This is a genomic window from Tistrella sp. (genome assembly GCF_002684955.1).
GTDB lineage: Bacteria > Pseudomonadota > Alphaproteobacteria > Tistrellales > Tistrellaceae > Tistrella > Tistrella mobilis.
Window position 1 is genome coordinate 105,036 of sequence record NZ_NYWI01000067.1, and the last position, 23,145, is coordinate 128,180.

Consider the following 23,145-nt stretch of genomic DNA (forward strand, 5'->3'; position numbering starts at 1 on the left):
TCCTCCCCAGGGACATCCGGCATGCATCTGACGCCCGACCTGCTGCTGCGCGCCTATGTCTGCGGCATCTTCCCGATGGCCGAGTCGGGCGACAAACCCGAACTCTACTGGGTCGACCCCGACCGGCGCGGCGTGCTGCCGCTGGACGGCTTTCACCTGCCGCGCAAGCTGCGCAAGACCATCCGCCGCCAGCCGTTCACCGTGACCGTGGATGCCGATTTCAAGGGCGTGATGCGCGGCTGCGCGGCCCCCGCCCCCGGGCGCGAACGGACCTGGATCAATGACGAGATCCTGACGCTTTATACCGAGCTGCACCAGATGGGCCATGCCCACAGCATCGAGGTGCGGGAGGGCGACGAGCTGGTCGGCGGGCTGTACGGCGTGTCGCTGGGGGCGGCGTTTTTCGGCGAAAGCATGTTCAGCCGTCGCACCGATGCCAGCAAGGTGGCGCTGGTCCATCTGGTGGCCCGGCTGAAATGCGGCGGCTATCGGCTGCTCGACACCCAGTTCGTGACCGACCATCTGACCCGCTTCGGCGCGATCGAGATTCCGCGCGGGGTCTATCAGGACCGGCTGCGCAATGCGCTGGGCATCAGGGCGAGCTTCATCCCCGAGCCTTTCGGCTTCGGCGCGGGCACGCCCGATCAGGTGCTGGCGGCGATCGACGGGCCGGTGGCACAGCCCCGGCGACGGCGGCCGCGCGATCCGATGGACGATGCCGATGCGGTGGTGGTGGAGGTCTGAGCGGGATCAGCCCGCGGGCTTCGCGGCGCCCTCGTCCGACGGCTCCGGCGCCTTGTCGACGCAGGAGATCGGCCAGATGTCGTAGATCGGGTTGTCGAGTGCGTTCAGCCCCGGCGAGGAAGCGAACATCCAGCCGTCGAAGATCCGCTCGGTCGGTGCCGAGGCGGTGGTCTGCTGCACTTCCAGGAAGACCCGCGCTTCAGGGGCCTGTTCCGGCGGCGCGCTTTCGCAATAGCGCACGGTGATCACCAGCGAGCCGAATTCGACCGGCTGGTCGATGGGCGCCACGATCCGGCTGATCCGCGCCGTCACCTTGTTCAGGCCGTTGAAGATCGCGACCTTGCCCGGGATGCCGCCCGTTCCACCCGTCTGCTGCTGCGCGGCCGCAGGGCCCGAGGCCAGAAGCAGGGCGCCGAGCGCCACGGTCGCAAGGCTGCGCATCCTGATCATTCCGCGAACGGATCCTTCTTCGCCGCACCGCCGGTGGCGGGAGCTTCGGCACCGGCCGGCTTCTCCTCGCCGCTGCCGCCGGACGAGAAGAGATAGCGGCCGATCAGCGATTCGAGGCTGACCGATGACTGGGTATAGGTGATCGCCTGGCCCGGCTGCAGCATGCGATCATCGCCGCCCGGCACCACCGAGACGTATTTGTCGCCCAGCAGGCCCGAACTTGCGATCTCGGCCGAGCTGTCGGCCGGCAGCTTGATCGTGGGGTCGATCGACAGCGTGATCTCGGCGCGATAGGTCTCGGGGTTCAGATGCTGGCCGGTGACGCTGCCGACCTTGATGCCGCCGATGCGGACCTCCGAGCCGGGCACGATGCCGTCGACACTGTCGAAAGCGGCGGTCAGGGCATAGCCACTGCCGCTGCCGCCGCGCCCGGCGCCGGTATAGGCATGGACGGCGAAGCCGACCGCGACCGCGATGACGGCCGCGCCGAGCAGGGTTTCGACGACACTGCGCTGCAAGCTCTGCTTCCTTCCGGCCGTTGGATCCGGATCAGCTGCGACGGCCGGCAATGGGGGCCGGCCGGCAGATACCCGATCAGATCAGGACGGCGTCCAGGGTTCGTAGTCACCGGTGGCCTTGGGCCGCTCGCCGCCGGCCAGGATATGGCCCTTGGGCAGATAGGCTTCGGCGCTGCCGGTGTGGTTCGGCTCGAACGGCTTTTCCCAGGTCTTGCGCGCCAGCGGCGCCTCGACCGGGGTCTTGTCGGTGGTGCCGTGCAGCCAGCGATGCCATTCCGGCGGCACCGTGGTCGGGTCGACACCCTTGCCATAGGTCACCCAGCGCTTGGACGGGTTGTCCTTGTGCCGGAAATAACGGTTCCCGAACTCGTCCTCGCCCACGGACACGCCGTGGCGCAGGGTGTAAAGACGTGTCATGAGATTGGTCATGGGGTCCACTATCCGGATGACTGGCCGCCGCCAAGATAGGGGTTGCCCCCCGGGTGCGCAAGCCTCGGCCGTGCAGGGCGGGCATATGTGCCGTGCAGGGGTGGCGGCGGCGCTGCATTACGCATCGATGACAGTCATCCTGTCCACAGGCCGCTTGTGGAAAAGCGGGGGAAGAATCGCCCGGTTCCGGCGCGGAATCAAGGCACTCCGGGGCTTTGCGCGGATGCTGCGCGAACGCGCCGGCGCGCCGGGCTTATCCATACATGACCACACCATATAGATAAAATCCCCTGGAAGACCCCCTAGATATTGTAAGGCAGGGCGCTCGGAAAACACTTGCGGCGCGGGGCCGTGCAGGCTTACGATCCGGGTCAGACGGGCAGGCCGAAGACATCTTCCTCGGGGATCCCGCCGCAGATTTGGCGCCGGTCCGGCCGGCGACCTTCGGACATAACCCCAACCCGACAGACCCGACCCCCGACACCACACCCCGCGCGCCCGGGAACGAACCGATGCAGTCGATGCGCCGGTGGCCGGGCTTCGGGGTGTTTCCGTGCCCGGGGCGTCGTTGCGTCGCCATTTTCCGTTGAATCCCACGCGAGCGGGCCCCAAGCCGCCCGCCAGCATGATGGAGGCAGGATACGATGCGGATCGCCCGCAAGCTCACCGTCGATGGCCGCTCCCCTTACCAGGGGATCGAGATGCGGACCGCCACCAGCGAAATCCGCAACCCCGACGGCTCGGTCGTCTTCAAGCTCGAAAATATCGAGGTGCCCGCCTCGTGGTCGCAGGTCGCCTGCGACATCATCGCGCAGAAGTACTTCCGCAAGCGCGGCGTTCCCGCCGTCACCCGGCGCGTGCCCGAAGAGGGCGTGCCCGCGTTCCTGTGGCGTTCGGAACCCGACGAGGCGGCGCTTGCCGCCCTGCCCGAGGGTGAGCGCTATACGGGTGAGCGCACCGCCGCCCAGGTCTTCGACCGCATGGCCGGCACCTGGGCCTATTGGGGCTGGAAGGGCGGCTATTTCGACAGCGAAGCCGATGCCGCCGCCTATCGCGACGAGATGTGCCGCATGCTGGCCGACCAGATGGCCGCACCCAACTCGCCGCAGTGGTTCAACACCGGCCTGCACTGGGCCTATGGCATCGACGGCCCGGCCCAGGGTCATTATTACGTCGACCATGTCACCGGCGAGCTGACCCGCTCGGCCACGGCCTATGAACACCCGCAGCCCCATGCCTGCTTCATCCAGTCGGTCTCGGACGATCTGGTGAACGAGGGCGGCATCATGGACCTTTGGGTCCGCGAGGCGCGGCTGTTCAAATACGGCTCGGGCACCGGCACCAATTTCTCGTCGGTGCGCGGCGAGGGCGAGCCGCTGTCGGGCGGCGGCCGCTCGTCGGGCCTGATGAGCTTCCTGAAGATCGGCGACCGCGCCGCGGGCGCCATCAAGTCGGGCGGCACCACCCGCCGGGCCGCGAAGATGGTGGTGGTCGATGTCGACCATCCCGATATCGAGGCCTATATCAACTGGAAGGTGATCGAAGAGCAGAAGGTGGCCGCGCTCGTCACCGGCTCCAAGCTCGCCAACAAGCATCTGAACGCGGTGATCAAGGCCGCCTCGGATCTGAAGGTGGCCGAGGACGACCGCTTCGATCCGCGCCGCAACCCGGCGCTGAAGGCTGCGGTCAAGGCCGCCCGCGCGGCGCTGATCCCCGAGAATTACGTCCAGCGCGTCATTCAGTTCGCGCGCCAGGGCTATACCGAACTCCATATCCCGGTGTTCAACACCGACTGGGATTCGGAAGCCTATCTGACCGTCTCGGGCCAGAACTCGAACAATTCGGTGCGCGTCACCGATGCCTTCCTGAACGCGGTGCTGGCCGATGGCGAGTGGACGCTGACCCGTCGCACCGACGGCAAGGTGGTTCGTACCATCCGCGCCAAGGATCTGTGGGAGCAGATCGGCAACGCCGCCTGGGCGAGCGCCGATCCCGGCATCCAGTTCGACACCACGATCAACGACTGGCACACCTGCCCCGCCCACGGCCGGATCAATGCGTCCAACCCGTGCTCGGAATACATGTTCCTCGACGACACGGCCTGCAACCTGGCGTCTCTGAACCTGATGACCTTCCGTCGCGAGGACGGCTCGTTCGACATCGAGACCTACGAGCATGCGGTCCGGCTGTGGACCGTGACGCTGGAAATCTCGGTGCTGATGGCGCAGTACCCCTCGGCGACCATCGCCCAGCTGTCCTATGATTTCCGCACCCTCGGCCTCGGCTACGCCAATCTGGGCGGCCTGCTGATGGCCTCGGGCCTTGCCTATGACAGCCACGAGGGCCGCGCCCTGTCCGGTGCGCTGACCGCGATCATGACCGGTGTCGCCTATGCGACCTCGGCCGAGATGGCGAAGGAACTCGGCACCTTCCCGAAATACGCGCCCAATGCCGAGGCGATGCTGCGGGTGATCCGCAACCATCGTCGCGCCGCCCATGGGGCGAGCGAGGGCTATGAGCAGCTGTCGGTGGCACCGGTGGCGCTGGACCATGCCAACCTGCCCGATCCGCGCCTGGGCGATGCCGCCCGCCGCGCCTGGGACCAGGCGCTGGAACTGGGCGAGGCCCATGGCTTCCGCAACGCCCAGTCGACCGTGATCGCCCCCACCGGCACGATCGGCCTGGTGATGGATTGCGACACCACCGGCATCGAGCCCGATTTCGCGCTGGTGAAGTTCAAGAAGCTGGCCGGCGGCGGCTACTTCAAGATCATCAACCGCACCGTGCCCGAGGCGCTGGCGAAGCTTGGCTATGAAGAGCCGCGGATCCGCGCGATCATCGACTATGCGGTCGGCCGCGGCACGCTCGCCGGCTCGCCCGCCATCGGCCATGACGCGCTGCGGGCCCGCGGCTTCGACGATGCCGCGATCGAGCGGCTGGAGAAGTCGCTGGGCCAGGCCTTCGAGCTGAAATTCGCCTTCAACAAGTGGACGCTGGGCGCCGAGTTCTGCCGCGACGCGCTGGGCTTCACCGATGCCCAGCTCGACGATCCGGCTTTCGACATGCTCCAGGGCCTGGGCTTCTCGAAGGACGAGATCGAGGCCGCGAACATCTGGGTCTGCGGTGCGATGACGCTGGAAGGCTCGCCGGGGCTGGAAGCCCGGCATCTGCCGGTCTTCGACTGCGCCAACCCCTGCGGCCGCAAGGGCACCCGCTACCTGTCGGCCGAAGCCCATATCCGCATGATGGCGGCGGCGCAGCCCTTCATCTCGGGCGCGATCAGCAAGACCATCAACATGCCGAATGCGGCCACGGTTGAAGACTGCAAGGCGGCCTACATGCTGTCCTGGCGCCTGGGCCTCAAGGCCAATGCGCTCTATCGCGACGGCTCCAAGCTCTCGCAGCCGCTGAACGCCATGATCCTGGACGACGATGTCGAGGACGTGGAAGAGGCGGTGGCCGAGTTCGCAGCCAGGCCCGCCACCGAACAGGCGCGCGTGGTGGCCGAGCGGATCGTCACCCAGTATATCAGCGAGCGCCAGCGCCTGCCCCACCGCCGCAAGGGCTATACCCAGAAGGCGGTGGTTGGCGGCCACAAGCTCTATCTGCGCACCGGCGAATACGAAGACGGCAAGCTGGGCGAAATCTTCATCGACATGCACAAGGAAGGCGCCGCCTTCCGCAGCCTGATGAACGCCTTCGCCATCGCCATCTCGATCGGCCTGCAGTATGGCGTGCCGCTGGACGAATATGTCGACGCCTATGTCTTCAGCCGCTTCGAGCCCTCGGGCATGGTCGAAGGCAATGACGCGATCAAGATGGCGACCTCGGTGCTCGACTACGTGTTCCGGGAACTCGCGATCTCGTATCTGGGCCGCACCGACCTCGCCCATGTCCAGCCGGTCCAGGCCGCCGACCTGCTGCCCGACAGCGTGGGTCGCGGCGTGCGCGAGGGCACCCGCGAAGACGGCCAGGGCGGCACGCCCGTCCCGGCGCCCGCGGTCGCCGCGGCCATGGGGCTCGCCAGCGCCGGCTTCGTGCGCAGCAACCTCTACGTGCTCCGTGGCGGCGCCGGCGGCAACACCGCCACCGCCTATGCCGAGCCCCACGACCATGCCCATGCGCATGAAGACCTGTCGCCGACCGCCATCGGCCGTGCCGACGTGGTCGACGAGCGCCTGGAGGCGATCCGCATCGCCCGCCAGAAGGGCTTCGAGGGTGACCCCTGCGGCGAATGCGGCAACATGACCCTGGTCCGCAACGGCACCTGCCTGAAATGCGTCACCTGCGGCTCGACCAGCGGCTGCTCGTGACCGGCGGGGCGGCCACCCGCCCCTGCCTGCACACCGATGACCATCCGACGCCGCCCCGGTTCCGACCGGGGCGGCGTTCGGTTTTGGTGGCAGCGGCAGCCCGCCATGCCTAGAGTCAGGGCCATGGCCCAGGACATCGCCCCACCCGCCCTCATCGTCCCGGCCGAGTATCCCGAACTCCGGCTGCTCGCCTGGAACCGCGATCCGGCACGACCGCTGCCGGAAGCGGAGGTGTTTGCGCTCTACGAGGCCAATTGGCGCCATGTCGACCAGGACCGCCTGACGCCCCGCGAACGGGCGCTGATCGACCGTCTGACCCGGCGCTGGGGGGCCGGGCGGATGCTGGTCCGATGACCGGCTATCGTCGCCCCGAGCATCAGGCGGTCGCGGTCCTGCTCGATCGGCTGGACGCGGCGGTTCTGGAGGCGGGCGCCTGCCGCTTCGGCGGCGGCACCGCGATCGTGCTGGCGCTTGGGGAATACCGGGTCTCCGCCGATGTCGACTTCCTTTGTGCCAGCACGGAAGGGTATCGCTTCCTCCGTCAGCGCATCTTCGACGGCGGATTCGGAAGCCTGTTCAGAGCCCCTGTCACCCTGCCCCGCGGCCACCGCGCCGATCAGTACGGCCTGCGTGCCCTGATCGAGATCGACGGCCGGCCGGTGAAGTTCGAAATCGTCCGCGAAGCCCGCATCGACCTGGATCCGCCAGATGCCCGGCTGTGCGGCTGTCCGGTGCTGAGCACCGCCGACCAGTACGCCGAAAAACTGCTCGCCAATGCCGACCGCGGGGCAGACAAAGCCGTCGCCTGGCGGGATGCGATCGATCTCGGCATGCTGATCCAGCATCTGGGCCCCGTCCCGGATGCAGCGGTCACAAAGGCCGTCGGCGCCTACGGCCCCTCGGTCCTGGCCGCCCTCTCACGGGTTCACGAGACGCTCGACCTTCCGGACAACCGCCGCCATGCCCGCGATCGCCTGGGCATGACCGGGGAGGATCTGGACAGGGCCGTCGATGCGCTCGGCACCGATCTCCGGCGGCTGACGGGCGGCTGATCCACCAAGGCGACGATATCGCCTCACCGCAACAATTTCAGGCTCCCGGTCAGCGAGCGCACCCATTTATCCGGGCCGAGGAGGCCGAAGCCGTCGATCGTCTCGGTGCCGAGATCGCGCGAGGGGAAGGCGGCGACGTAGTCGGCGAAGAGGTGCAGGCTGCGGGCAAAGCCCGGAAAGGGGACGACGACGGCCTCTTCGGGGGCCGGCAGGGCCTTCAGCAGCAGGCTGCGGATCACCTCGGCCGGTGCCTGGAGGATGGGTACCGGCAGGTTGGTGATCGTGGCCGTGCTGCGGCCGACGGCGTCGGTGAGGGCGACGGCGCCGAGTTCCGGCCGGGCGGCCCCCAGGCCGATGGCGATACCGGCGATGGTGTTGGCGAGCAGTCCGGCCGGCAGGGCCGGGTCGATGATGATGGCGATGCGGCTGCTGGCGGCAGTCATCCGGGGATCCCTTCGCATGAAAAACGGGATCGGGCGTCCACCCGCTCCCGGTCGCGAAGTCTGGGCGGCGGCCGCGGGAATGTGCTGTCTATCCACCCGCCGGCAGAGAGGCCAGAAGGCAGAATCGTCCCGGTTTTGCATCAATCGGGGCAGAAGTTTGCGCACCACCGGAAGTGGCGAGTTCCCATACAATCGCAATCACGCCCGAGATGATGGTATACCAGCTCGGGATCAAATCGACCGGATCCAGGATGTGGCCATGCACAATATTTCTTGTGCAACGCAATATCGTTCCGATCCGGCGGTCGGGATCAGATCCGAACGCCTCTTCCGGAAATAATCGGGATCGCGCACCGGTTCGGGGATCGCGAAACATGCGGCCCAAACCTCGGAATCGACACCGTTCGCTCTGGTCGGGTTTCACGGTTGCCAGCGCGCGACGGTTTGGTTACTTAGGTCCGGAGCCTTCAGGGGAGGCCCGCGGAGGGGCTGCGGTGCTGGGGGAGAAATGATGCACCGCACGTGCTTCCGAACACGTTACGGCTGGACGCGCGAAACCACAGCGCGCAGCATTCCATCAGGGCAACCGCCGTCCGGCCGTCCGGCCCCCGCGGGACGATCGGTGCGGCATGCGGCCAACTTCGACATATGGAAGCGATGTCGGCCTTGATTTCCGTACAGAACATCGTGAAGCGCTTCGGCGGGCTCACAGCCGTCGATGACTGCTCGCTGGACGTGCCGAAAGGTTCCATCACCGGCCTGATCGGGCCCAATGGTGCCGGCAAGAGCACGCTCTTCAACATCATCGCCGGCGCCCTGCAGCCTTCCAGCGGCAAGGTGCTGCTGGAAGGCCGCGACGTGACCGGGCTCAAACCCCACCAGCTGTTCCGGCAGGGGCTGGTGCGCACCTTCCAGATTCCGCACGAACTCGGTCGGATGACCGTGCTCGAGAATCTGATGATGGTGCCCTCCGGCCAGGCGGGCGAGAATCTGATCTCGGCCTGGCTGTCCTGGGGACGGGTGCAGCGCGAGGATGCCGAAATCCGCCGCAAGGCGATGGAGGTGCTCGACATCCTCGAGATCACCCATGTCGCGGGCGAACTGGCCGGCAATCTGTCCGGCGGGCAGAAAAAGCTGCTGGAACTCGGCCGGACCATGATGGTCGACAACTGCCGGGTGATCCTGCTCGACGAGCCGGCGGCGGGCGTCAACCGCACCCTGCTGGTCAAGCTGGCCGATGTGATCCGCCGGCTGAACCGCGAGCGCGGCATGACCTTCTGCATCATCGAGCACGACATGGACCTCGTGACCGAGCTGTGCGACCCGGTCATCGTCATGGCCCAGGGCACTGTGCTGACCCAGGGCACCATGGCCGAGATCCGCGCAAACCAGACGGTGCTCGACGCCTATCTGGGCTCGGCCGGCGATCCGGAAGCCTTCCGCCGCAAGGCGTGACGCAGCGAACGAGGAACAGATGAGCCTGCTCGAAGTCGAGGGCGTCCGCGGCGGCTATGGCGAAGTGGACATCCTGAACGGCGTCAACATGCGGGTCGAGGAAGGCGAGATCGTCGTCATCATCGGCCCCAACGGCGCCGGCAAGTCGACGGCCATGAAATCGGTCTTCGGCCTGGTGAAGATCCGCCAGGGCCAGGTCCGCTTTCAGGGCCACGACATCACCAATCTGCGGCCCGACCGCATCGTCCATCACGGCATGTGCTACGTGCCGCAGGAAAACAACGTCTTCCCGACGCTCACCGTCCAGGAAAACCTGGAGATGGGGGCCTTCATCCGGCGCGACGACTATCGCCCGACCATGGAGCGCATCTACGACCTGTTCCCGGTGATGCGCGAGAAGCGCAGGCAGCCCGCAGGCTCGCTCTCGGGCGGTCAGCGCCAGATGGTGGCGATGGGCCGCGCGCTGATGCTGGAACCCAAGCTGCTGCTGCTGGACGAACCGACCGCCGGCCTCGCGCCCGCGATCATCGACCAGATGTTCCAGAACATCATCAAGATCAATGAACTGGGCGTCGGCATCCTGATGGTGGAACAGAACGCCAAACAGGCGCTGGCCATGTCGCATCGCGGCTATGTGCTGGTGCAGGGCCGCGATCGCTATACCGATACGGGTGCGGCGCTGCTCGACAATCGCGAGGTGGCCGAGATGTTCCTGGGCGGCGGAGGCCACGCGGAATGACCGATCTCCTTCAGCTCACCGTCTATGGCATCGTGCTGGGCAGCATCTTCGCGCTGGGTGCCGTGGGTCTGTCGCTGGTCTATGCGATCCTGCGCTTCCCGCATTTCGCCCATGGCGACTTCATGACGCTCGGCGCCTATATCTCGCTCGCCATCGTCACCACCTTCGGCGTGCCGCCGATCATCGCCCTGCCCTTCGGTGCCGCCGGTGCAGTGCTCTTCGCCATCGCCGTCGACCAGACCATCTATCGCCGCCTGCGCAAGACCCAGCCGGTCATCCTGCTGATCTCGTCGGTCGGCACCGCGCTGATCCTGCGCGCCCTGCTGCAGATGATCTTCGGCTCCGAAACCCAGGTCTACCAGTCGGGCATTCAGATGCCGGTGCGGCTGGGCGACATCCGGGTCAAGCCGGCGCATTTCATGATCGTGGGCGTCGCCGCTTTCCTGGTGCTGGCGTTGCATCTGTTCCTGCAGAAGACCCGGGTCGGCAAGGCCATGCGCGCGATGAGCGACAATCGCGATCTGGCGCAGGTCACCGGCATTTCGGTCGACCGGATCGTGATCTGGACCTGGGCGATCGGCATCGCGCTTGCCGCCACCGCCGGCGTGCTGCTGGGCATGGACACCCGCCTGCACCCGACCATGGGCTGGAACATCCTGCTGCCGGTCTTCGCCGCCGCCATCCTGGGCGGCATCGGCAGCCCCTATGGCGCCATCGCCGGCGGGCTGGTGATCGGCATCGTTCAGGAATGGTCGACCATGGTGATCTCGCCCGCCTACAAGCCCGCGGTCGCCTTTGCGATCATGGTGGTGATGCTGCTGGTCCGCCCGACCGGCCTGTTCGCAGGGAGGAAGGTGTGATGATGGGTATGGGTGGTCTTGAAACCTATGCGGTCTTCTTCCTCACCTCGGTCGGCATCTATGCCATCGTCTGCCTGGCGCTGAACGTGCAGTGGGGCCTGTCGGGCCAGTTCAATTTCGGCATCGTCGCCTTCTATGCGCTCGGCGCCTATACCTCGGCCATCCTGACCGGGCCCGACAGCGGCGGCAGCTATCTGGGCGGTTTCGGCCTGCCGCTGCCGATCGGGCTGATCGGCGGCATGATCGTCGCCGGCCTGCTGGGCCTGGCGATCGGGCTGATCTGCCTCAACCTCCGCGCCGACTATCTGGCGATCGCCACCATCGGCATCGCCGAAATCGTCCGCCTGTTCCTGAAGAACGAGGCTTGGCTGACCAACGGCGTGCGCGGCATTCCCGGCATTCCGCGGCCCTTCTTCGACAGCGGCTATTTCGAACTCGCCTATCTGGCGATGGTGCTGGTGCTGGTGGTGCTGGTCTATCTGGCGATCGAACGCGCCCGCAAGGCCCCCTGGGGCCGCGTGCTCCGCGCGATCCGCGAGAACGAGGACACCGCGGCGGCGGCCGGCAAGGATGTGGTCGGCTTCCGCATCCAGGCCTTCGTCTTCGGCGCGGCGATCATGGGGCTTGCCGGCGGGCTCTACGCCCATTTCATCGGCTTCATCAGTTCCGAAGCCTTCATGCCCGAGGTCGGCACCTTCCTGATCTGGGTGATGCTGATCGCCGGCGGCAGCGGCAACAACAAGGGAGCCATCCTGGGCGCGCTGGTGATCTGGGTCATCTGGTCGGGCAGCGAGTTCATCATCAGCCAGGTTCTGCCGGCCAGCCTGACGACCCAGGCGGGTGCGCTGCGCCTGCTGCTGATCGGCGTGCTGCTGCAGGTGATCCTGCTCACCCGTCCGGCCGGCCTGTTGTCGGAAGAACGGCTCTACCGCACCGGGCGCACCGCCCAGGCCGACCCCAAGGCCCATCGCCGCGAGGTCCGCTGACGACGCCCACCGGTCGCGCACGACCCCGGGGACGGATGCCACGGCATCCGTCCCCGGTTGCGTTTGAAGGTCAGCGCATCGCCCCGGGAAAGCCGTGGCGGCGCGCACCGGCCAGAATGGCGGCCGCGGGCAGCAGCAGCACCAGGGCCACCGGGCCCAGGACGTCCGGCCCCCGAAGGTCGAGCAGCAGGCCGCCGACCAGCCCGCCCCCGGCGATGGCAAGGTTCCAGCCGGTGACCAGCATGGACTGGGCGACATCGGCAGCGGGCCCGGCGGCACGGGCGAGTGCGGTCTGAAACAGGGTCGCGGCCCCGCCGAAGGCGAGACCCCAGAGGCCGATGGCTGCCACGACCACCGCAGCGTCACTGCCCGCCGCCAGCAGAATGGCCGAGAGCACGAACCCCCAGAGACTGAGCTGCATTGCCCGGCGGAGATGCCGGTCGACCACCAGCCCGGTTGCCCAGATGCCGAGGATGGCGGCCAGGCCGAAGACCGCCAGCACCAGATCGACCCGCGTGCCCAGCCCGGCAAGCGCCAGCAGAGGTGCGATGTATGTGTAAAGCAGGTTGTGGGCGAGGACATAGAGCATCATCACGGCCAGCACGCCCGCCACCCCCGGCAGGGCCAGCACCCGGGACGCCGGCACCCGCCGGCCGGCCGGCTCGCCGGGGAAATCGGGGACGCCCAGCCGGATCCAGACCATCAGCAGCGCGGCCCCCAGGCTCATCAGCGCAAAGCTCGCCCTCCAGCCGATGATGCCCCCCAGGAAAGTGCCGGCCGGCACCCCCAGCGACAGGGCGAGTGGTGTGCCGGCCATGGCGATGGCGATCGCCCGGCCGCGCAGCGCCTCGGGCGCCATGCGTGCGGCATAGCCGGCAAGCAGCGCCCAGAGCACCCCGGCCGCCACCCCGGCCGCGAAGCGTGCAACGAGCGTGAGGGTGACATCGCCGGAAACCGCCGTCACCCCGTTGGCCACAACAAAACCTGCAACTGAAGCCAGCAGAAGTGGCCGCCGCCTCATGCCACGGGTTGCAAGCGTGACAGGCACCGCAGCGAGCAGGGACCCCAGGGCATAAACCGTGACCATCTGCCCGGCCAGCGCCTCGGATATGTCGAACCCGGCTGCGATGCCCGGCAGCAATCCGGCCGGCAGCGCCTCGGTCAGTACGGTGATGAAACTCGCAAGCGCGAGCGCGAGCAGACCGCCGAGCGGCAGCCTGGCTTGGGATGATGTCGTCATGTCGGACCCTGCGGAAAGATGTCTGAGGAAGACGCGGCTGCGTGCCTCCATCTGGCACCGCCCCATCTGACATCGCCCCATCTGACACCGGCACCACTCCGGAATAAACCGGCCGGCAGGCCTGAGTTACCGGACAGATTTGTCCGCAATCAGGTCTTCAGATAATCGTGCAGCATGTCGACAAAGGCCCGCACCCTGGGCGAGGCCTGACGGCTGGCCGGCCAGACCGCCTGCATCACCCCGTCATGCACCGCCTTGTCCGGCAGCACCTGAACCAGGCGGCCGGCCGCCAGATCGGCGGCGACGGTGAAATCCGGCAGGCAGGTGATGCCGCGCCCGGCCAGCGCCAGATGCAGCAGGGCCTCCACCGTGGTTGCGACCACGCTTTCAGGCAGTGGTACGGTTTCGGGCACCGGCCAGGGCTCCAGCCGGCCGGTCTGGGCGAAGCGGTGATGCAGGCAGAGATGATCCGCCAGATCATCCGGCCCTGCGGGCATGCCGTTGCGGGCCAGATAGTCCGGGGCCGCCACCAGGATCAGACGGAAGCGGCCGATCAACCGGCTCTTCAGCCGGGAATCCGCCAGCGGCCCGGTTCGGATGGCGACGTCGAAACCTTCTTCGACCAGATCGACCAGCCGGTCTGAGAAATCGAGATGCAGTTCGATCCCGGGATGGGCGGCGTTGAACGCGGCCAGCGCCGGCAGCAGCAGGTGATGCACCAGCGGCAGGGCGACACGCAGCCGGCCACGCGGGGTGGTCGCCCGCCGTTCGAGTTCCAGCTCCACCGCCTCGATCTCGCTCAGGATCCGCCGGCAGCGCTCCAGGAACAGCAGCCCCTCATCGGTGAGGCTGAGACTGCGGGTGGTGCGGCGGAACAGGGTGACACCCAGCCGCTCCTCCAGCCGGGCGATGCCCTTGCCCACCGCCGAGGCGGAAATGCCGAGCCGGCGCGCGGCCGCCACGAAGCTGCCCGCTTCCGCCACCTGCAGGAACAGGGTCAGCCTGCCGAGCCCGTCCATTCTCCCTCCCCCCGCTCTTGCCGATCCATGGCCGGCATCTGGCCGGTCAGGGCCGGCTGACGGGCCACGAGGGCCGCCGCCAGATGATCCATCAACACCCGCACCCTGGGCGTGTCGCGCAGATCGGGATGGGTCAGGATCCAGAGGTCAAAGCCCAGCCCGTTGAGCGTGCGCAACCGCACCAGCCCCGGATCGCCATCACAGAGATAGCAGGCGAAGAGCCCGAGACCGATCCCGGCCCTGACCGCCTGGATCAGCATGCCGGTATGGTCGGTGCGCAGCACGACCTGGCTGTCGGGAATATTGGCCGCCACCCAGCGCGCCTGGGGTAGATCCGCCCGGCCCCGGGCATAGGTCACCCAGGGGGCCTCGGCAAGCGCGGCCCCCGGCGGCAGCGGCAGACGATCGCGGGCGCCATAGATGCCGTGGACCAGGGTCGCGATCCGCCGGCCGATCAGGCTGTCGGGCGGGTTGCGGCTGATCCGGATCGCGATATCGGTCTCGTGCCTGGCAAGGCTGACGGTTTCATGGGAAATGGCAATCTCGGTGCGGATGCCGGGATGCAGCCCCCGGAACGCCGCCAGCGCCTCCGCCAGCCAGGGCGCCAGCGCGCCGAGTGTCGCGATCCGCACCGTGCCGGTCAGCCGCTGATCACGGCCCGACAGCCGCCGTTCCAGCGCCACCAGCCGGGTTTCGACCTCCGCCGCCTCCTCCAGCAGCTCTCGGCCGGCGGCGGTGAGCGCATAGCCGCCCGGCCCGCGATCGAACAGCCTGAGCCCGAGCCGCGCCTCGAACCCCGCCATCCGTCGCAGCACCGTCGAATGGCGCACACCCAGGGCCCGGCCGGCCCCCGTCAGGCTGCCGGCGCGGGCGACGGCCAGAAACAGCCTCAGATCGTCCCAGCCCATGCCTGCCGCCATCCTGCCCGCCTCCGGAAGGTTCATCTCCATCTGTGCATTCACGCACAGGGCAGGTCAAGTTTCAGCGGCTTGCGCGATGATGCGGATAAGGAAATCCTCCCGACGTTCCCCGCCTGCCCGGAGACCTGCCCGCCCATGTCCGCCACCGCTGCCCGCCCGCCGCTCGTCACCGCCGTCATCGCCGGCCTGCTGCTGATCGTGAGCGCAGCCATCCGCCTGCTGCCAGAGGCGGGGATGGCACCGGGCGGCCTGTCGCCCGCCGCGGCACCGGCGGCGACCCTGGTAGTGATGACCCTCGGCCTCTGGGCAACCGGGCTGCTGCCGGAATCGGTGACCGCACTCGGCTTCTTCACCATCGCCATGCTCACCGGGCTGGCGCCGCCGGAGGTGATCTTTTCAGGGCTCACCTCCTCGGCCTTCTGGCTGATTTTCTCAGGGCTGGTGATCGGGGTGGCCGTCCGCCATAACGGGCTCGGGGCCTGGATCGCCGGCCATCTGGCCCGACGGGTCGGGACCAGCTATCGGGGCGCGCTGCTGGGGGCGCTCGCCTTCGGCCTGGTCATGGCTTTCCTGATGCCCTCGGCCATGGGGCGGATCGTGCTGATCCTGCCGATCCTGGCGGCGCTGGGCGAACATCTGGGCCATCAGCCCGGCGACCGCCGGCATGCGGGCATGATGCTGGCGGGGGTGATCGGAACCTTCCTGCCCTCGTTCACCATCCTGCCGGCCAATGTGCCGAACAACATCATGGTCGGCATCCTGGAAGCCGCGGGTGCGCCCGTGCCCAGCTTCTCCACCTATCTGGTGACCAATTTCCCGGTGCTCGGGCTGCTGAAGACGCTGGTCCTGGCGGCCGTACTGCTGGTCCTCTACGGCCGCGGCCCGCAGAAGCCGGTCACGCGCCCCGACCGCCCGGCACCGATGACCCGCGACCAGCGCCGGCTGGCCCTGGTGCTGCTGGTGGCGCTGGGCTTCTGGATGACCGACGCGCTGCACCACATCTCGCCCGCCTGGGTCAGCATGACGGTGGCGGTGATCTGCCTGATCCCGCGCTTCGCCTTTCTGCCGCCACGCGCCCTGCAGACCCTGAACATCGAGCCGATCTTCTATGCCGGCGGCGTCATCGGGCTCGGTGCGCTGATCGTGCATGCGGGGCTCGGCGACTGGCTGGCCGCCGTGCTGCTCGATGCCGTGGGGCTGCAACCGGGAGATGCCGCCGGCAACTTCCTCCGCACCGGCGGACTGGCGACGGTGGTGGCGATGGCCACCACCCTGCCCGGCGTGCCCGCCATCCTCACCCCGCTCACCGGCGACCTCGCCGCCACCACCGGCCTTGCCACCCCCGCCGTCCTGGCGGCGCAGGTGATGGGCTTCTCGACCGTCATCCTGCCCTATCAGGCCCCGCCGCTGATGATGGCGATCCTGATCGGCGGGCTGCCGATCCGCGATGTGGCGAAGCTCTGCCTGCTGACCGCGATCGTCACCATTCTGGTGCTCTGGCCGTTGCAGGTGCTGTGGCTACGGGTGATCGGGGTGATCTGACCGGCGCCGTCAGCCGCCGGCCAGCGCATAGACCCTGAGCCGGTGCCCGTCGGGGTCGAGGCCCATGAAGCTGTAGCCGAAGCCCTGCTTCATCGGCGCCGCGGCGATGGTGATGCCACGGGCCTGCCAGTCGGCGAAGGCGGCATCCACCGCGGCATCATCGGCCATGCGGATGCCGAGTTCGGATGCGCCCGGCGCCGCAGACGGCGCCGGCACAACCACGGACCGCGCCCACAGGCCGAGCATCATGCCGCCCTCCAGCGCGAACAGGGCGAAGGCCGGGGACACATCCACCGGGCGGGTGTCGAAGAGATCGGCATAGAAGGTGGCACTGGCCGCCGGGTCGGCGACATAGAGCAGCGCATAGCTCGGATGGGTCATCATTCCCGCTCCCGTTCGGGCAGCCCCCGATGAGCCGCCCTGACGGGATCATGCGCCCGGGCTGCTGACAGGGTCTGTCAACAGCCCGGGAGACATCGTCGGACATGTCATCCTTTCACGCAGACCACCTGCCGCAGGGTGTGCACCACGTCGACGAGGTCGGCCTGAGCGGCCATGACCGCATCGATGTCCTTATAGGCTTTGGGCGTTTCGTCGAGCACGCCCGCATCCTTGCGGCATTCGACCCCGGCGGTGTCGCGGAGATGGTCGTCGAGGGTGAAGCGGCGATGGGCCTCGGTGCGGGAGACCACCCGCCCGGCACCATGGGAGCAGGAACAGAAGCTTTCGGGGTTGCCCCTGCCGCGCACGATGAAGGATTTCGCCCCCATCGACCCCGGGATGATCCCGAGGAGCCCCTCGGTCGCACGCACCGCCCCCTTGCGGGTGACCCAGACCTCGCGGCCGTAATGCCACTCGCGTGCCACGTAGTTGTGGTGGCAGTTCACCGCCTCCAGCGCTGCATCGAAAGGCCGCGTGATCACCTTCCGGAGGGCGGCGACGGCATGGTCCATCATCACCCGGCGATTGGTCAGGGCGAAATGCTGCGCCCACTCCACCGCCATCACGTAGTCGTCGAAATGCGCCGTACCCTCGGGCAGATAGGCAAGATCGGCATCGGGCAGATCCAGGTGGTAGCGGCGCATATCCTCTTTGGCGAGATCGATGAACCGCGTGCCGATCATATTGCCGATCCCGCGCGAGCCGGAATGGAGCATGACCCAGACCCGCTCAGCCTCGTCCAGGCAGACTTCCAGGAAGTGATTGCCGGTGCCGAGCGTGCCCAGATGGACGATGGCATTGCCCTTGACCAGGGCCGGATGGCGGGCGATCAGCGCCCGATAGCCGGCATCGAGCCCGGCCCAGGCCTTCGTCACCGCCGGCGGCAGATCGTCGCCCCACGCGCCGACATCCCGCTTCTTCCGCCCGACCGTGCGGCCATGGGGCACGGCGGCTTCCAGCGCCGAGCGGATGCCCGCCAGGCTGTCGGGCAGATCATCGGCGGTGAGCGAGGTGCGCACCGCCATCATGCCGCAGCCGATATCGACGCCGACCGCAGCCGGGATGATCGCCCCCACGGTCGGGATCACCGAGCCGATGGTGGCGCCCTTGCCCAGATGGACATCGGGCATCACCGCCAGCCATTTGTGGATGAAGGGCATCGAGGCGGTGTTGAGCAGCTGCCGCATCGACAATTCATCGACCGGCACGCCGCGGGTCCACATCTTGACCGGTGCGGCCGGCCGGTCGCGGGCGGGTTCGTAGCGATGTGCCAGAAGATCGAAAGCCATCGGAGGTGGTCCTCAACTGCGAAAGGTGGCGTGGCGCTCTTTGCGAGGCGCGTGCCAGACCGGCCCTGCGCGAGGGAAATCCACCCAAGCCCTTGCTTTGTAACGGCCTGATGGCCAGAGGTCGCACCGGCTGGGCAGAGGCATCCCGGCCGGATATGATCCTGTCATCTCGGAAGTTATACGTCAGGATAAGACCATGTCGAAGCGCCGGGTCGTGATCGGGTTCGTGGGCACCACGCTGGATGTGGCGGCCGGCCCGCATCGCTGGAAGGCCTGGCGGCCGACAATCTCGCTGATCCAGCAGCCGGGGATCGGCATCGACCGGCTGCATCTTCTGCACGGGGCCGCTGCCCGTAAACTGGTGGCGCGGCTTGTCGATGATATCCACCTGATCGCGCCCCGGGTGGAGGTGCACCCCGAAGAGGTCACGATCCGCGATCCCTGGGATTTCGAAGAGGTCTATGGCCTGCTGCATGATTTCGCGCGCAGCTTTCCCTTCGACACCGAGGCCGAGGACTATCTGATCCACATGACGACCGGCACCCATGTGATGCAGATCTGCTGGTTCCTGCTGGTGGAAGCGCGCTACATCCCGGCACGGCTGATCCAGGTGTCGCCGCCGCCGGCCAGGGAACGGCCGGGCGGTTTCGGCAGCCACACCATCATCGACATCGATCTGGCGCGCTATGACCGCATCGCCGGCCGCTTCGGGCAGGAACGGCGCGAGCGTACCTCGTTCCTGAAAGCCGGGATCGACACCCGCAATCCCGGCTTCAACCGGCTGATCGAGCGCATCGAACGGGTGGCCCTGCATTCGACCGCGCCGATCCTGCTGACCGGCCCGACCGGCGCCGGCAAGACCGCCCTCGCCCGCCGGATCTTCGACCTGAAGAAGCAGCGCCGACAGGTCGATGGCGCCTTCGTCGAGGTCAACTGCGCCACCCTGCGCGGTGACGGCGCCATGTCGGCCCTGTTCGGCCATGTCCGCGGCGCCTTCACGGGGGCGGTGGCCGAACGGGCCGGGCTGTTGCGCGCGGCCGATGGCGGGCTGCTGTTTCTGGACGAGATCGGCGAACTGGGGCTGGACGAACAGGCGATGATCCTGCGCGCGATCGAGGAGGGCCGCTTTCTGCCGGTGGGCGCCGATCGCGACACGGCGAGCCGGTTCCAGCTGATCGCCGGCACCAATCGCGACCTCGGCACCGCCGTGGCGGAAGGCCGGTTCCGCGAGGATCTGCTTGCCCGCATCGACCTCTGGAGCTTCGACCTGCCGGGGCTTGCCCGCCGGCCCGAAGACATCGACCCCAATCTCGACGAGGAATTACGCCGTCATGGTGTCCGGGAAGGCCGCCAGGTCTCGTTCAGTCGCGAGGCCCGGCAGCGCTTCCTGGCCTTCGCCACCGGCCCGGGCGGGCTGTGGCCGGGGAATTTCCGCGACCTCGGCGCCGCAGTCACCCGGATGGCAACCCTCGCCCCCGGCGGGCGGATCACCGAAGAGGTGGTGGCGGAAGAGATCGAGCGACTGGAACGGGCCTGGCAGCGAAGGTCTGCTTCGGCCCGGGAGGACCCGCTGCCGGGCCTGCTGGGCGAGACACGGCTGGCGGAGATCGACCCGTTCGACCGGGTCCAGCTGGCCGAGGTCGTGCGTATCTGCCGCAGCACACCCAGCCTGAGCGCCGCCGGGCGGGCCCTGTTCGCAGCCTCGCGTGCCCGGAAAGCCGCGCCAAACGACGCCGACCGGTTGCGCAAATATCTGGCCCGGTTCGGGCTGGACTGGTCGAGCGTGCAGGCGTTGACGGACTGACCGTCAGGCCGCGTCGGTCGCGCGGTCGAGGCCGAGCAGGCTGGCGATGTCGCAGCGCGGGCGGGTGAGGTCGGCCAGGGTGTAGCGGTCCATATGGGCATAGAAGGCTTCGGCCGCTTCGGCCAGGGCGCCGCGCAGCACGCAGGCGGGCAGGATGCGGCAATTGCCGTGGGTGTCGAAGCATTCGAGCAGGGCGCTGTCGCGCTCGGTTTCACGCAGGACCGCGCCGATGCGGATGTCTTCGGGCGCCTGCCCCAGGCGCAGTCCGCCGCCCTTGCCACGCACGGTTTCCAGATAGCCGAGCCGGCCCAGCTGGTGGACCACCTTCATCAGATGGTTGCGGGAAATGTCGTAGGCCTCGGCAATCTGGCCGATGGTGACCAGCCGGTCGGGGGCCACCGCCACGAAGATCAGGCTGCGCAGGGCATAGTCGGAAAAGGTGGTCAGGCGCATCGGCGTGCTCCGGTGGCGGCGGTGCCGGCCCCTCGGGAGCCGCTTTCTAAGATATATCCCGAATGCGTCTATATGCCAGGGGCATCCGGCCCAGGACGCCTCCCCCGGACAATAAGACGCGGCGGCCGGTTGCCCGGCCGCCGCGCCTGTCGTCAGGTCTGTATCCCGAAGGATCGATCAGAGCTTGGGCTCGACGATCTCGCGGGTCTCGACGGTGCCGTTCTTGAACTCGTAGATCGCGAAGGTGCCGGACACGTCGCCGGCGGCATCGAAATCAAGCGAGCCCGAGGCGCCGACATAATCGATGTCCTTGCCTTCCTTGATCAGCTTCACCGCCTTTTCCCACTCACCCGGCAGGATCTTCTCGCCGGGGGCGTTGGCGACCTCGCGGAGCGCATCGCGGATCTTGGTGCCGTCGGTGGAGCCGGCCTTCTCCATGGCCAGCGCCAGGACATAGACCGCGTCATAGGTGGTGTCGATATAGGGCTTGGGCGGCAGCTGCTTGAACTTCGCCTCGTAGGCGGTGCGGAACTTCGCCGCCGCCGGGCTGTCGGCCACGGCTTCCGGCGCGATGCCGACCGTGTCCTTCAGGTATTCCTCGCCGATCGCCTGCGACATTTCGGGCGCCTTCAGGCCGTCGGAGAAGACGAACTTGGTGAACAGCCCCTCTTCCAGCGCCTGACGGACCACGGTGGTGCCGTTCTCAGGGTAGGCGATCAGGACCAGCGCCTCGGCACCGTCCTTGGCGGCATTGGTCAGCTCACCACGATAGGAGGCGCTGCCCGGCTCGAAGGCGAGCGAGGCCGCAACCTTGCCGCCGCCCTTTTCGAAGGTCTTGGCGAATTCTTCCGCCAGGCCCTGGCCGTAGTCGTTGTTGATGTACATCACCGACACGGTCTTGTAGCCCTCGTTCGCGGCGAGCTGGCCCATCACCGTGCCCTGCAGCGCATCCGACGGCACCGAGCGGAACAGGAAGTCCTTGTCGTCGAGCGAGGTGATCACCGGCGAGGTCGAAGCCGGCGAGATCTGCGGCACCATGCGCGCCGCCGAGACCGTGGTGGCGACCGGGATGGTCACGCCCGACGAGAGCGCGCCGACCATCGCGTTGACACCCGCCACCGAGACCAGACGCTGCGCCGCGTCCACGCCCGCCTGGGCGTTGGTCTGGGTGTCGGCCACTTCCAGGGCCAGCTTGCCGCCCAGCACGCCGCCCTGCGCGTTGATCTCTTCCATCGCAAGCTCGGAGCCGGTCACCGAGGCCACGCCATAGGCCTGAAGGTCGCCGGTCAGCGGCATCAGAGCACCGATCTTCGCTCCGGCGGCCCAGGCCGGCGCCGCAGCGACGATCATCGAGGCGACAACGGCCGCAGTGGCGGTCCGGATCGGATTGAGCTTCATCGCTTCCCCATCTTTTTCTGGTTGCGATCCAACATCATGCGTCGACGACCCGGGTGCCGCGGCGTCCGGCGGGGGCCTTGGGCGGTCACCTTCGGCAACCGGCCGGCCCGGATCCGACCACCGCGAGCCGTCGTTCCGGAGCAGGAAAGCCCTGCGCCATCTCTCCCGCGCGGGCCGCCTGTCCCGGCCTCCCCGGGCTCGGGCTGGGGCCATTATGCACGGCTGAGCGCGGAACCAGAAGCGGGGAAACTCGCCTTACGCCTGATAGGAAAGCCATGCAGATCGCGCACGGGTCTGGTGCCATGCAGAAGCTGCATTGTTGCAGTGCGAAATGGACCCCTCCCGAAACCGATCGATCAGGCGTATCTCTAGCTCATCGAAACGACACGATGCGCCGCCGCAGCTCAGGCGCCCCGACCGAGCCCCCCAAGCACGCAGCCCCGAAAGACCTTCAGGATGCGACCGGTCGAGCGGCCCGGCAGCGAAGACGGCGCAGCCCCTAGGAGACCTGTCATGACCGCCTTCATCCCTGGCGTCATCTCGCTGAAGAACGTTGTTGCCCGGATGATCCGGTGGCGCCTGGAGCGTCGGACCTATGCCGAGCTGAAGTCCCTCGACGACCGCATGCTGGCCGATATCGGCATCTCGCGCGGCGAGATCCGCTCGGTCGCGACCCATGGTCGCCAGGGTCACGAGGTTGCCGGCTACGGCGTGTGATCCAGCGAGCCCGGCTGTGGATATAGCCGGAGATCGCGCCTGAAACAAGCTTCGCATCTGGAACCGTCCTCCCCCGGATCCCGATGCGATAACTGAAGCGTTTCCCCCGCTTCAGCCTGCCCGGGCCGCTGCCGCCCTCCCTCGGCAACCGGCCCGACCCCAGCCCGGCGTCTGCTGCGCCTCCGCCTGCCCTCCCTCAGGCCCGAGTGCTGCGCGACGCCGACGGGACCGGTCGTTCCCCACTTGCGACCTGCCCCGCGATGCCTTGACGACGGTCCGGCCGCCCTCCCTCGGCCCCACCGTCCGCCCCTCTCCCCAAGGGGCCGCATCGCC

General features: G+C 67.9%; 23 protein-coding genes. 11 read left to right on the forward strand and 12 right to left on the reverse strand.

Annotated features, from left to right (window positions below; genetic code table 11):
* Positions 1–21 precede the first annotated feature (21 nt).
* Positions 22–744 (forward strand): leucyl/phenylalanyl-tRNA--protein transferase, encoded by a 723-nt coding sequence (gene aat, locus CMO28_RS20745; RefSeq protein ID WP_296716432.1) that lies wholly within the window; start codon positions 22–24, stop codon positions 742–744.
* A 6-nt stretch (positions 745–750) separates the two neighbouring features.
* Here aat and CMO28_RS20750 read toward each other — a convergent pair whose 3' ends face one another.
* From CMO28_RS20750 to CMO28_RS20760, 3 genes are all read right to left on the reverse strand, one after another.
* Complete coding sequence (locus CMO28_RS20750) at positions 751–1,194, reverse strand: DUF2155 domain-containing protein (RefSeq protein ID WP_014748337.1); 444 nt, start codon at positions 1,192–1,194, stop codon at positions 751–753.
* Positions 1,191–1,712, reverse strand: a complete 522-nt coding sequence (mlaD, locus tag CMO28_RS20755; protein WP_062767430.1) for an outer membrane lipid asymmetry maintenance protein MlaD — start codon at positions 1,710–1,712, stop codon at positions 1,191–1,193. The genes CMO28_RS20750 and mlaD overlap by 4 nt, the downstream gene beginning before the upstream one ends.
* An 81-nt stretch (positions 1,713–1,793) precedes the next feature.
* The gene (locus CMO28_RS20760; RefSeq protein WP_296716437.1) at positions 1,794–2,141 is read right to left on the reverse strand and encodes an NADH:ubiquinone oxidoreductase subunit NDUFA12; all 348 of its coding nucleotides are present in this window, start codon (positions 2,139–2,141) and stop codon (positions 1,794–1,796) included.
* A gap of 644 nt (positions 2,142–2,785) precedes the next feature.
* Here CMO28_RS20760 and CMO28_RS20765 point away from each other — a divergent pair.
* The 3 genes from CMO28_RS20765 (at position 2,786) to CMO28_RS20775 (ending at position 7,506) form a co-directional block, all read left to right on the forward strand.
* Entirely contained in the window at positions 2,786–6,454 is a 3,669-nt protein-coding gene (locus tag CMO28_RS20765) for a vitamin B12-dependent ribonucleotide reductase (RefSeq protein WP_296716439.1), read from the forward strand.
* Between the two features lie 123 nt (positions 6,455–6,577).
* Complete coding sequence (locus tag CMO28_RS20770) at positions 6,578–6,808, forward strand: hypothetical protein (protein WP_296716442.1); 231 nt, start codon at positions 6,578–6,580, stop codon at positions 6,806–6,808.
* A complete protein-coding gene (locus CMO28_RS20775) occupies positions 6,805–7,506 on the forward strand; it encodes a nucleotidyl transferase AbiEii/AbiGii toxin family protein (protein WP_296716444.1) in 702 nt (233 codons plus the stop codon). The genes CMO28_RS20770 and CMO28_RS20775 overlap by 4 nt, the downstream gene beginning before the upstream one ends.
* 23 nt (positions 7,507–7,529) lie before the next feature.
* Here the strand turns inward: CMO28_RS20775 and CMO28_RS20780 are convergent, their stop codons facing one another.
* Both CMO28_RS20780 and CMO28_RS20785 read right to left on the reverse strand, forming a co-directional pair.
* Positions 7,530–7,949 carry a DUF2000 domain-containing protein gene (locus tag CMO28_RS20780; RefSeq protein WP_296716446.1) on the reverse strand — a complete coding sequence of 140 codons (420 nt, stop codon included), beginning with the start codon at positions 7,947–7,949 and terminating at the stop codon, positions 7,530–7,532.
* A gap of 88 nt (positions 7,950–8,037) precedes the next feature.
* The gene (locus tag CMO28_RS20785) at positions 8,038–8,325 is read right to left on the reverse strand and encodes a hypothetical protein (RefSeq protein ID WP_296716449.1); all 288 of its coding nucleotides are present in this window, start codon (positions 8,323–8,325) and stop codon (positions 8,038–8,040) included.
* A 272-nt stretch (positions 8,326–8,597) separates the two neighbouring features.
* Here CMO28_RS20785 and CMO28_RS20790 point away from each other — a divergent pair, with 272 nt between their 5' ends.
* Genes CMO28_RS20790 through CMO28_RS20805 form a run of 4 tightly spaced genes read left to right on the forward strand, consistent with a single transcriptional unit; the run spans position 8,598 to position 11,989 of the window.
* Positions 8,598–9,404 (forward strand): ABC transporter ATP-binding protein, encoded by an 807-nt coding sequence (locus CMO28_RS20790; RefSeq protein WP_322111393.1) that lies wholly within the window; start codon positions 8,598–8,600, stop codon positions 9,402–9,404.
* 19 nt (positions 9,405–9,423) lie between these two features.
* The gene (locus tag CMO28_RS20795; protein ID WP_062767419.1) at positions 9,424–10,143 is read left to right on the forward strand and encodes an ABC transporter ATP-binding protein; all 720 of its coding nucleotides are present in this window, start codon (positions 9,424–9,426) and stop codon (positions 10,141–10,143) included.
* Entirely contained in the window at positions 10,140–11,003 is an 864-nt protein-coding gene (locus tag CMO28_RS20800; RefSeq protein WP_062767418.1) for a branched-chain amino acid ABC transporter permease, read from the forward strand. Before CMO28_RS20795 ends, CMO28_RS20800 begins: the two co-directional genes overlap by 4 nt.
* 2 nt (positions 11,004–11,005) lie before the next feature.
* Complete coding sequence (locus tag CMO28_RS20805) at positions 11,006–11,989, forward strand: branched-chain amino acid ABC transporter permease (RefSeq protein ID WP_322111398.1); 984 nt, start codon at positions 11,006–11,008, stop codon at positions 11,987–11,989.
* Positions 11,990–12,059: 70 nt separating this feature from the next.
* Here the strand turns inward: CMO28_RS20805 and CMO28_RS20810 are convergent, their stop codons facing one another.
* From CMO28_RS20810 to CMO28_RS20820, 3 genes are all read right to left on the reverse strand, one after another.
* Positions 12,060–13,229, reverse strand: coding sequence for an MFS transporter (locus tag CMO28_RS20810; protein WP_296716458.1), 1,170 nt, complete (start codon positions 13,227–13,229; stop codon positions 12,060–12,062).
* A 149-nt stretch (positions 13,230–13,378) separates the two neighbouring features.
* Entirely contained in the window at positions 13,379–14,248 is an 870-nt protein-coding gene (locus tag CMO28_RS20815; protein WP_296716460.1) for a LysR family transcriptional regulator, read from the reverse strand.
* On the reverse strand, positions 14,227–15,168 hold the full coding sequence (locus CMO28_RS20820) for a LysR family transcriptional regulator (protein ID WP_296716462.1): 942 nt from the start codon (positions 15,166–15,168) through the stop codon (positions 14,227–14,229). Before CMO28_RS20820 ends, CMO28_RS20815 begins: the two co-directional genes overlap by 22 nt.
* Positions 15,169–15,303: 135 nt before the next feature.
* Between CMO28_RS20820 and CMO28_RS20825 the strand changes: the two genes are divergently transcribed.
* Positions 15,304–16,710 carry an SLC13 family permease gene (locus CMO28_RS20825; protein WP_296716464.1) on the forward strand — a complete coding sequence of 469 codons (1,407 nt, stop codon included), beginning with the start codon at positions 15,304–15,306 and terminating at the stop codon, positions 16,708–16,710.
* Positions 16,711–16,719: 9 nt separating this feature from the next.
* Here the strand turns inward: CMO28_RS20825 and CMO28_RS20830 are convergent, their stop codons facing one another.
* Both CMO28_RS20830 and CMO28_RS20835 read right to left on the reverse strand, forming a co-directional pair.
* A complete protein-coding gene (locus CMO28_RS20830; RefSeq protein WP_296716466.1) occupies positions 16,720–17,094 on the reverse strand; it encodes a VOC family protein in 375 nt (124 codons plus the stop codon).
* 104 nt (positions 17,095–17,198) lie between these two features.
* Complete coding sequence (locus tag CMO28_RS20835; protein ID WP_296716468.1) at positions 17,199–18,440, reverse strand: RtcB family protein; 1,242 nt, start codon at positions 18,438–18,440, stop codon at positions 17,199–17,201.
* Positions 18,441–18,636: 196 nt separating this feature from the next.
* Between CMO28_RS20835 and rtcR the strand changes: the two genes are divergently transcribed.
* On the forward strand, positions 18,637–20,244 hold the full coding sequence (gene rtcR / locus CMO28_RS20840; RefSeq protein WP_296716470.1) for an RNA repair transcriptional activator RtcR: 1,608 nt from the start codon (positions 18,637–18,639) through the stop codon (positions 20,242–20,244).
* Between the two features lie 3 nt (positions 20,245–20,247).
* Here rtcR and CMO28_RS20845 read toward each other — a convergent pair whose 3' ends face one another.
* Positions 20,248–20,697 (reverse strand): Rrf2 family transcriptional regulator, encoded by a 450-nt coding sequence (locus CMO28_RS20845; RefSeq protein WP_296716472.1) that lies wholly within the window; start codon positions 20,695–20,697, stop codon positions 20,248–20,250.
* A 177-nt stretch (positions 20,698–20,874) separates the two neighbouring features.
* A complete protein-coding gene (locus CMO28_RS20850; protein WP_296716475.1) occupies positions 20,875–22,095 on the reverse strand; it encodes an ABC transporter substrate-binding protein in 1,221 nt (406 codons plus the stop codon).
* 513 nt (positions 22,096–22,608) lie between these two features.
* Between CMO28_RS20850 and CMO28_RS20855 the strand changes: the two genes are divergently transcribed.
* Positions 22,609–22,812, forward strand: coding sequence for a DUF1127 domain-containing protein (locus tag CMO28_RS20855; protein WP_014748361.1), 204 nt, complete (start codon positions 22,609–22,611; stop codon positions 22,810–22,812).
* The last annotated feature ends 333 nt before the right edge of the window (positions 22,813–23,145 follow it).

Coding starts and splice junctions, on each gene's coding strand:
- aat (WP_296716432.1), top strand. CDS start 22: ATGCATCTGACGCCCGACCTGCTGCTGCGCGCCTATGTCTGCGGCATC.
- CMO28_RS20750 (WP_014748337.1), bottom strand. CDS start 1,194: ATGATCAGGATGCGCAGCCTTGCGACCGTGGCGCTCGGCGCCCTGCTT.
- CMO28_RS20760 (WP_296716437.1), bottom strand. CDS start 2,141: ATGACCAATCTCATGACACGTCTTTACACCCTGCGCCACGGCGTGTCC.
- CMO28_RS20765 (WP_296716439.1), top strand. CDS start 2,786: ATGCGGATCGCCCGCAAGCTCACCGTCGATGGCCGCTCCCCTTACCAG.
- CMO28_RS20770 (WP_296716442.1), top strand. CDS start 6,578: ATGGCCCAGGACATCGCCCCACCCGCCCTCATCGTCCCGGCCGAGTAT.
- CMO28_RS20775 (WP_296716444.1), top strand. CDS start 6,805: ATGACCGGCTATCGTCGCCCCGAGCATCAGGCGGTCGCGGTCCTGCTC.
- CMO28_RS20780 (WP_296716446.1), bottom strand. CDS start 7,949: ATGACTGCCGCCAGCAGCCGCATCGCCATCATCATCGACCCGGCCCTG.
- CMO28_RS20785 (WP_296716449.1), bottom strand. CDS start 8,325: ATGTTTCGCGATCCCCGAACCGGTGCGCGATCCCGATTATTTCCGGAA.
- CMO28_RS20790 (WP_322111393.1), top strand. CDS start 8,598: ATGGAAGCGATGTCGGCCTTGATTTCCGTACAGAACATCGTGAAGCGC.
- CMO28_RS20795 (WP_062767419.1), top strand. CDS start 9,424: ATGAGCCTGCTCGAAGTCGAGGGCGTCCGCGGCGGCTATGGCGAAGTG.
- CMO28_RS20800 (WP_062767418.1), top strand. CDS start 10,140: ATGACCGATCTCCTTCAGCTCACCGTCTATGGCATCGTGCTGGGCAGC.
- CMO28_RS20805 (WP_322111398.1), top strand. CDS start 11,006: ATGGGTATGGGTGGTCTTGAAACCTATGCGGTCTTCTTCCTCACCTCG.
- CMO28_RS20810 (WP_296716458.1), bottom strand. CDS start 13,229: ATGACGACATCATCCCAAGCCAGGCTGCCGCTCGGCGGTCTGCTCGCG.
- CMO28_RS20815 (WP_296716460.1), bottom strand. CDS start 14,248: ATGGACGGGCTCGGCAGGCTGACCCTGTTCCTGCAGGTGGCGGAAGCG.
- CMO28_RS20820 (WP_296716462.1), bottom strand. CDS start 15,168: ATGGCGGCAGGCATGGGCTGGGACGATCTGAGGCTGTTTCTGGCCGTC.
- CMO28_RS20825 (WP_296716464.1), top strand. CDS start 15,304: ATGTCCGCCACCGCTGCCCGCCCGCCGCTCGTCACCGCCGTCATCGCC.
- CMO28_RS20830 (WP_296716466.1), bottom strand. CDS start 17,094: ATGATGACCCATCCGAGCTATGCGCTGCTCTATGTCGCCGACCCGGCG.
- CMO28_RS20835 (WP_296716468.1), bottom strand. CDS start 18,440: ATGGCTTTCGATCTTCTGGCACATCGCTACGAACCCGCCCGCGACCGG.
- rtcR (WP_296716470.1), top strand. CDS start 18,637: ATGTCGAAGCGCCGGGTCGTGATCGGGTTCGTGGGCACCACGCTGGAT.
- CMO28_RS20845 (WP_296716472.1), bottom strand. CDS start 20,697: ATGCGCCTGACCACCTTTTCCGACTATGCCCTGCGCAGCCTGATCTTC.
- CMO28_RS20850 (WP_296716475.1), bottom strand. CDS start 22,095: ATGAAGCTCAATCCGATCCGGACCGCCACTGCGGCCGTTGTCGCCTCG.
- CMO28_RS20855 (WP_014748361.1), top strand. CDS start 22,609: ATGACCGCCTTCATCCCTGGCGTCATCTCGCTGAAGAACGTTGTTGCC.